8 protein-coding genes and 1 pseudogene are annotated in these 6580 nt (G+C 68.8%); all 9 read right to left on the bottom strand.

Annotated elements, in window-relative coordinates:
• Window positions 1-164 precede the first annotated feature (164 nt).
• Window positions 165-2078: a hypothetical protein gene (locus DY926_RS07985; protein WP_116702879.1), complete on the bottom strand. Its 1914-nt coding sequence runs from the start codon at window positions 2076-2078 to the stop codon at window positions 165-167.
• Window positions 2078-2695, bottom strand: coding sequence for a hypothetical protein (locus DY926_RS07980; protein WP_241503126.1), 618 nt, complete (start codon window positions 2693-2695; stop codon window positions 2078-2080). The genes DY926_RS07985 and DY926_RS07980 overlap by 1 nt, the downstream gene beginning before the upstream one ends.
• A 1-nt stretch (window position 2696) precedes the next feature.
• Window positions 2697-3470, bottom strand: a complete 774-nt coding sequence (locus DY926_RS07975; RefSeq protein ID WP_408886043.1) for a baseplate J/gp47 family protein — start codon at window positions 3468-3470, stop codon at window positions 2697-2699.
• Window positions 3364-3822: a hypothetical protein gene (locus DY926_RS18105; RefSeq protein WP_408886042.1), complete on the bottom strand. Its 459-nt coding sequence runs from the start codon at window positions 3820-3822 to the stop codon at window positions 3364-3366. The genes DY926_RS07975 and DY926_RS18105 overlap by 107 nt, the downstream gene beginning before the upstream one ends.
• A 79-nt stretch (window positions 3823-3901) precedes the next feature.
• On the bottom strand, window positions 3902-4267 hold the full coding sequence (locus DY926_RS07970; protein WP_116702877.1) for a phage tail protein: 366 nt from the start codon (window positions 4265-4267) through the stop codon (window positions 3902-3904).
• Window positions 4264-4944, bottom strand: a complete 681-nt coding sequence (locus tag DY926_RS07965; protein ID WP_338034322.1) for a phage baseplate assembly protein V — start codon at window positions 4942-4944, stop codon at window positions 4264-4266. Before DY926_RS07965 ends, DY926_RS07970 begins: the two co-directional genes overlap by 4 nt.
• The gene (locus DY926_RS07960) at window positions 4934-6073 is read right to left on the bottom strand and encodes a hypothetical protein (RefSeq protein ID WP_241503124.1); all 1140 of its coding nucleotides are present in this window, start codon (window positions 6071-6073) and stop codon (window positions 4934-4936) included. The genes DY926_RS07965 and DY926_RS07960 overlap by 11 nt, the downstream gene beginning before the upstream one ends.
• A gap of 8 nt (window positions 6074-6081) precedes the next feature.
• The gene (locus DY926_RS07955; RefSeq protein ID WP_116702875.1) at window positions 6082-6291 is read right to left on the bottom strand and encodes a hypothetical protein; all 210 of its coding nucleotides are present in this window, start codon (window positions 6289-6291) and stop codon (window positions 6082-6084) included.
• 12 nt (window positions 6292-6303) lie between these two features.
• Window positions 6304-6580 (bottom strand): annotated as a pseudogene (locus DY926_RS07950) (hypothetical protein); the annotation flags it as partial.

Genomic DNA, 6580 nt, shown 5'->3' with positions numbered 1-6580 from the left:
TGCCCGCGGGCGGGGTAAAGGCCGTGGGGCCGGGCAGCGTCATCGCCATGATGACGTAGCCCACCTGCTGCCAGCCATCGGCCTGCGTGCGGTACAGGACGTAATTCTGCGCGGTGGGGGATGTGGCTGTCGTGTCGGTCATGGTTGTGTCCTTGAGTAATGGTTCAGGAACGGGCTGCCGCCCCTGCTTTCAGGGCCGCGACATCGCTGCGCAGTTCGGCAACGATGTCCTTCAACTGCCTGATGGCCGCCATCTGCCGTGCAATCAGGTTCAGCAGGTCGATCGAATCAGGGTTCTTTTCCGATGTCCGCACCGTGTCCGGCCAGACATCCAGCAGGTTCTTGGAACTGAACCCGACGGGAACATGACCCTTGCGGACGTAGCCATCCTTCCAGTCGAACGAATACATCCGGATTTTGTCCAGATCGCCCAGCACGTCGGGCATGACCGGGGTCATGTTGGCCTTGAGCGACGGATCGGATGAGGAATGCCATTCCAGCATGCCCTTGTCGCCGGTGGAGTCCCATACATGGACGTAACCCTGGTTGTCGGTATGGATGCCAAGTATCTGCGCATCCCCCGGCCCCATCCCGTACGTGCCGGAAACAAGCTGGGCATCCGCCGCCGCCCGTGACGCCGCCTCGCCCGTCACGTCCGAGGCAAAGGCCAGGTCGGCCTGCCCGCCGTCCCAGCTCATGGCGACCCTGCCGCTGCCGCCATCCAGATGGCCGCCATACAGCCGCCTGTCGCCGCTTGCGCTGATCCCGCCCACAAACCCGGCCATGAGGTTGGCGTCCGCCGCGGCCCTTGCCGCAGCCTCGTTCGTAACATCGGTGTACAGGGCGATGGTCGGGTACACACCGCCCGCGCCATTATCATAGACGCCCATCATGCGCCCGACGCCATCGAAGTGTATGCCGAGGCACTGGTAATCGGTCGCCCCCATGGCAAGGACGCCGTTCACAAGCTGGGCGTCGGCTGCGGCGCGGGTCGTGGCCTCGTTTGTCACATCCGTGGCGAAGGCCATGTCAGCCTCCCCGCCGTCCCAGCTTATGGCGACCCTGCCGGTGGCACCATTCAGGTGGCCGCCATACAGCCGCCTGTCGTTATTTGCGGAAAGTCCACCGGCAAACCCGGCCATGAGGCTGGCATCCGCCGCAGCACGGGCCGCGGCCTCGGCCGTAATGTCCGACAGCAGGGCGGCGGTGTAGTAATTACCATTCATGGCATAGGACTGGTAAACCAGCCGGTCACCACTGTCCTGGGACAGGTCGCCAAGCTGGCCGTACGCCGCGTTCAGTTCCGTCCCGTAGGTCGAGAGCAGGTAGCCGCCCGTAATCGTGTCGCCCGACCCGTTGACATAGGAATAGCGCAGCCCCGGATAGGTCGTGTCACGGCCCAGGAACACCTTGCCCGCCACCTGGTCCACGCCGCCGCCCTGCTGGGTGGGGGTAAAGCCCAGCGCGTCCTGCTTGGCGGCCTGAAGCTGGGGGATGGTATCGTAAAACGGCGCACCGGGCGCGCGGGCGATCATGTCCGCCGTGATGGCCGTGGCCCCGGCGGGCACGTTCACGCTCCATAGCGCATAGGCGCCAGCGGGCACGCCCGTCCCGATGCCCGGCTGCGCCACATCCCGCCGCACGGTCGGCGCGGCCTGCCCGCCATTGCCCGCACCGGCATAGGTAACGGACGGGTCTGCGGCGTTATAGAACGGCAGCACGGTGTCACCCGCATCCACCGTGGCGGGGGTTACGTACACGACATAGCCCGCCCCCGCGCCGGGCACATCCAGTGTTACCGGGTCGCGGCTGGCGTACTGGCGCACCAGCGGGCTGGCGCTGGCCGCCAGCGTGCCATAGGCCGATACATCCACCACGCCCGCCGCCAGCAGCGATCCGGGCGCGATGCTCACGGCCATGCCGCCGCCCGGCGTGCAGGCAAAGCCGCCAGCGGCCACCGTATCCGCCCCGTACGCCATGCCCGCCAGCTGCCCCAGCCCCACATGGGCGTTGCGCTGGGCGTTGAGCAGGTCACTGTCCAGTGGAACCTGGGCGGGATATACAATCTGTCTGTCCATTATTCATCCGTCTCCACGTCCTGCACCCATGCGCCAGCGCCTGCGGGCATCACGGCCGCAAGGCGGGTCAGGGTCTGTGTTGCTGGCTGGCTGGCGTTGCCCGTGGGCAACTGCGCGAATAGCTGGAACGGCACGGCGCGCGAGCCATAGCGCAGCGCCGCCACGCCATAGCCGTAACCGCCGCCCGTGGCCGGGGCCGTGGTGGTTCCCAGCCCCTTGCAGTCAGCGGCGTTGCGCGGTTCGATCACCCGGCCCGCGTGCCCGGTTTCATCGGCCAGCACGTCGGCCACGTCGGGCCGCGTGCCGAGCGAGGGGAACAGCGCCTCCGCAATGCGGGTGCGGAAGGTGTCATCGCTTTCCCCCGGCCCGCGCACCAGCATCGTGCCAAAAAAATCGGCGGCGAACATGTCCAGCAACGCGCCATTCATGGTGGCAAGCCGCGTCTGCGCCCCCACGCCCGCAAGCAGGCCCCACACCCATGCGAACATGCCGCCAAAACCCTGCAACATGGCGTTGAGCACCGGCGCGCCCTCCACATCACCCATGGCGGGCGCGGGCGGGAACCAGCCGGCGGGCAGGAGCGCGCGGATACGCCGGGCAAGGCCGGCCTGTGTCATGTCAGCCAAAGGACACCTCCCCCGCGCGGTAGGCCGTGCCGGTCACGGCGGGCAGGTCCGACCCGCCGCCCGCCAGTGTCACGCCGGTCACGTTGGTGACGGACGTGCCGGCGGCATAGGCAATCTGGATCAGCCGCGAATAGCTGGCTCCCTGCCCGATGGCGAGGCCGTTGAGATAGGCCGCGACCCCGGCCCCGATCGTGGCCTGCACCGTGGCCAGGCTGCCGGTCGCATCCACCGCCACCCCCATCGTCACCGCCGGGCGCACCACGTCCGGGCGCACCACCTGCACCGACACGGCGGCAGGGCGCACGCCATCGACTGATGCGTACACCGCGTTGATGACGCCATCGGCCACGTCGCCCGACCCGTCATCGACATAGACCACCACATTGCCCGCCAGCGGCGCGCCGGACGTGTCCACGTTCTCGATCACCTGATAGATCAGGTCGGCCGATACATCCGTCACCGCATTTTCAATCGCGCCCAGCGTCGCCTTTGACCGGCTGTTGATGTACGAAATGAACCGCGTGCGCAGCGCGGCATCCGTCTCCCCATCGCTGCCATTGGTCAGGGCGGCGGCGTTGGTGACCGTGTCGATGCCGGAAATGGTGGACCCCAGCAGGCAGATCGCCCCTGCCGCCACGTTCCCCACCGCACCCGTGCTTTCACAGCGCACCGGCACCGTGATCGCGCCCGTGCCCGCGGGGCGGATATACCCACCGGCCCCCGCCGACCATGCGCTGCTGGTGCTGTCGCCCACCACGTCGAACACGGTGCCCGAGGCGGTCCTGACCGTGGCCCCCACCGCAATGGTGGCGGACTGGCTGGCGGGCGTGAACGATGTGCAAGGTGACCATGCCCGTGGCCGCCGTGCCCGGCAGGCGCGTCAGGCCGAAATCCTGCACGAAGCTGTCCACATCCGCCCCGGTGGAGGTGGCAAGCCGCGTGCGCGAGAGGATCTGCAGCGCAATGAACTGGAACCACAGCCCCAGCCCGGCCACGGCCTCGAGCATGGCGCGCCCGGCGGAGCCCACATCCAGGTCAAGCAGCGCGGGGCATGCCCCCTGTGCCGCCGCCACCATGTTGCCCAGCGTGGTCCTGAAGGATTGGAACGTGATGGCCAAGCCGACCTCCCGAAACGAAAAAAGGCGGCCCGCTGGCCGCCTGTTGTAAAAAACATGCCTGTTGTGGGGACCGGGCCGTTCAGCCCGCCTGCAGGCCCAGCGCCTGCACCGTGGCGTCGGTCGCGTCGGTATAGCTTACGTCCAGCCGCACCAGCCCCGCCCCGGGCTGGGTTACGTTGATGCTGACGGGCTGCGTCTGGTCCACGCCGCTTTCGCACGCCATCTGTGCGGCCACCAGCGCGTGGATGGCCCCCGTATCCACCACGCCGCCCACGCATGCGGGCAGGCCCGCGCCATAATCGGGCTGCCAGATATAGTCGCCCGCATTGGTGCCCAGCCTGCGCAGCACGGACTGGCGCGTCTGTTCCGCATCGCGCACCAGCGCCAGCCCCCCCGATGCCGAAAGGCCGAGGTCCTGGCCGGGAATGTGTGAAAGGTCGCTCATTGCGGCGCCCCCGTCACACCCGGCGCGCTGCCCACCGGGTGGGTGTGCCCCCGCCCCGATATGCCCGCCGCCCTGACATCGGCCGCACCCGTTACGGTGCCCTGCGCGGTCATGTCGCCATCGGTCGTGATCGCCCCGCCGGTTACCGACAGGCCATTCGCATCCAGCACCATGCCCACATTCCCCACCTTCCAGCCTATCGCGCCATTGGCCAGCACCGCGCTCGCGTTGCCTGCGCCCGCGTGGATCGCGCTGGCGGTGATGTGCCACCATGGGCCGTGCGGGTCCGCGCCGCCCGGTGCCGTCCCGCCGCCCGCCGGTGGCGCGCCGCACCCGGCCATGACCAGTACCTCGCCGGGCTGGGCGTGGTCGCCCGTGGCGGGGGATACGGGCGGGCGCATCACCGCATCATAGATCGGGCAGGCCAGCACCGCGTGCTCGGCATCGCCTTCCACCGGCATGACCACCACATGCGTGCCCAGGTCGGGCAGGCAGGCAATGCGCAGGCTGCCCACCTGCATCGCGCCACAGGGTATCCAGCCGCTTTCCACCCCGGCGGGCTGGAGCGTGACCCGCACCGCGTGGTTGGCCGGGTCCACCGCGGCGACCAGCCCGAAACCGGGCTGTGCCAGCATGTTGGCCGTGCTGGCGGCGGCCATGCGGGGGTCAGTCATCATTGGCGTCCCCTTCCATCACGTTGCGGGTGCGCAGCGTGACCTGTTGCGAAAATCCGTCTTCCCACGAGAAATGGCTGCTCACCGCATCCACCCCCAGCGTGCCGTCCCATGTCGTGCCGGTGCCGCTCAGGCGCATGAACTGGCGCGGGGCAAGGTCCAGCCGGCCGGGTATGCGCCCGGTAATGGTGCGCTCATGCGCCACGATCTGGTTGTAGCGCGCCTGCGCGTACTGCCGCAGCAGGTCCAGCCGCGCGCCCGGCAGGGTAAAGCCGTGCAGTTCCGCCCCCCCGGCGGGCCGTTGTGTCGAACCCCCCGTGGCGGACCAGTAATAGTCGATGCGCGTGCGCTGGCGGCTGTCCCATGACATGACATGCACCACCACCCCGCGCGCGATCTGGCAGTCACGCGCCAGGCACAGCCCGCTGGCCCCCATGGAAAGCGGGCTGGCGGGGCCGGTATCGGTGTAATCAAGCACGTGGGTATTGGTGGCGTCGGGTGTGGCGGGGGGCGCGCAGGTTATGGTTTTCCCCTCGGCATACAGGTCGCAGCCGGTGGTGGTGGCCAGGTAGCATGCAAGGTCGAACGCGGTCTGGAACCGGCTGTGGCCGGGGGCGGACATGCGCAGGTGCCCCACCTGCCAGAACTGCCCCACCATGCCGCCGGGCATGCTGACGCGCGGCGCAAGGCCTGCTGCGGTGACCATGGCCGTGACCACTTCCGCCGCCGTCATGTTCAGCCAGCCATCCACCACCCGCATGTCCAGCAGCCTGGCCAGATAGTCGCGGCATGCGATGCGCACCACCGTCTCGGCCGGGCTGAGTTCCACATGGTCCATCACCCCCGCGAACAGCGTGGTCCACTGTGCGCCGGGGCGTGCGGCGTCGCGCATCTGGAGCTGGATGTCGGTCCCGGCCACCGCCGCGCCCTTCAGGTCGAACCACGGGCCGGAGGCGGGTATTTTGGTGCGGTCAAGCGCCAGCCCCATCTCCAGCGTGTCGGCGCGGCTGTAGCGGGTGCGTGTCAGGGTGAAATGTTCCAGCCCCGTTTCGGCCCGTTCCGCGCCATTGACCAGCAGCCGCGCGCGCGGTGCGCGCCACACCGCCTGCCCGCGCGGGGCGGTTACGGTCATGTCGCCATTCATGACGCCACCCCCGGCACCCCACTGTCCTGCGATGGATCGACCGTGGGCAGCACCAGCATGACCGGCGTGGCGCAGCCCGACAGGTCGGGATCGGCCATGCCGTTAAGCTGGGCAATGCGCCACCACTGCGTGGCGTCGCCCAGCCGTGCGGCGGCGACATGGTACAGCGATACATCCGCCGCCGTGACCCTGATGGTGGTTGCCATGATGCAAAAATCCTATCGTGCCGTGACCAGCGGCCCGTCCTGCGCGCCGTCCGTTGCGGTTATGGTGTTGGCATAGGCGCGGTTGACCAGCGCGCCCGACGTAACCGCAGCACTGTGAAGCTGCGCGTTCTGCGCCAGTGTGGACATGCTGGCGGCGTTGCCGGGCACGATCGCCTCCAGGTTGGCCCCGGTCTGGCTTATGGCGGTGGACAGCCCGCCGCCCGCCGCCTCCAGCCCCGATATGACGCCCGCCGCACTCTCCGGCGCCGAGGCCAGGTTGACCCCCGCC

The organism is Komagataeibacter melaceti (assembly GCF_003403295.1).
GTDB lineage: Bacteria > Pseudomonadota > Alphaproteobacteria > Acetobacterales > Acetobacteraceae > Komagataeibacter > Komagataeibacter melaceti.
This window is presented reverse-complemented; position numbering and strand designations above follow the sequence as displayed.